Origin of the sequence: Paraburkholderia kirstenboschensis (assembly GCF_904848585.1) — a bacterium.
GTDB classification, from domain to species: Bacteria; Pseudomonadota; Gammaproteobacteria; order Burkholderiales; family Burkholderiaceae; genus Paraburkholderia; species Paraburkholderia kirstenboschensis.
The window spans coordinates 1-737 of record NZ_CAJHCR010000089.1; the positions used below are offsets into that span (position 1 = coordinate 1).

Consider the following 737-nt stretch of genomic DNA (forward strand, 5'->3'; position numbering starts at 1 on the left):
GTCATCGCCGACCGGGGGTACTACAGCGGCCCACAGATAAAAGCTTGTGCAGATGCAGGCATTGCCGCCATTCTGCCGAAGAACCTGACATCAGGCGCCAAAGCCCATGGTCGCTTCGACAGAGCGGACTTCATCTACATTGCACGGGATAACGAATACCTTTGTCCTGCTGGGCAGCGCGCGATACACCGCTTCGCCCGTGAAGAGCATGGCATGCAACTGCATCGTTACTGGAGCAGTGCCTGTCCTCGTTGTGAAATCAAATCACAATGTACTCCGAGTGACTATCGACGAATCACGCGATGGGAACATGAGTCTGTACTGGAAGCTGCGCAGAAGAGACTGGACAGGATGCCGGATGCGATGATGGTGCGCAGGCGAACCGTTGAACATGTCTTCGGAACGTTCAAGCACTGGATGGGCTATACGCACTTCCTGACGCGCAGGTTATCCAATGTCAGTACTGAGATGAGCCTGCATGTGCTGGCGTATAACCTCAAGCGCGTGATGGCGATATTGGGATTCTCGCGAACCATGAGGGCCATGCGGCTGGTGGGTGCGTGAGGCACCTAGGCCTTCCAACATATGCCGTGAAACGGCTTGCGTTGAGGTAGCGCAGCCACCCAACATCTCTCAGTTGATCGATTGATTCCGAGAGCGCAACGCGGCTATATAGTCGTCGAAACAGATTTTTTTCACGTCAAATCTGCGTTCCGGGTTTCCACACAGCCTCGACC

General features: G+C 54.7%; 1 protein-coding gene. It reads left to right on the forward strand.

All coding sequences use genetic code 11. The features are described 5' to 3' along the window. A partial coding sequence (locus JMY24_RS38140) for a transposase (RefSeq protein WP_201704141.1) occupies positions 1-564 on the forward strand: 564 nt, incomplete at its 5' end. Positions 565-737 lie beyond the last annotated feature (173 nt).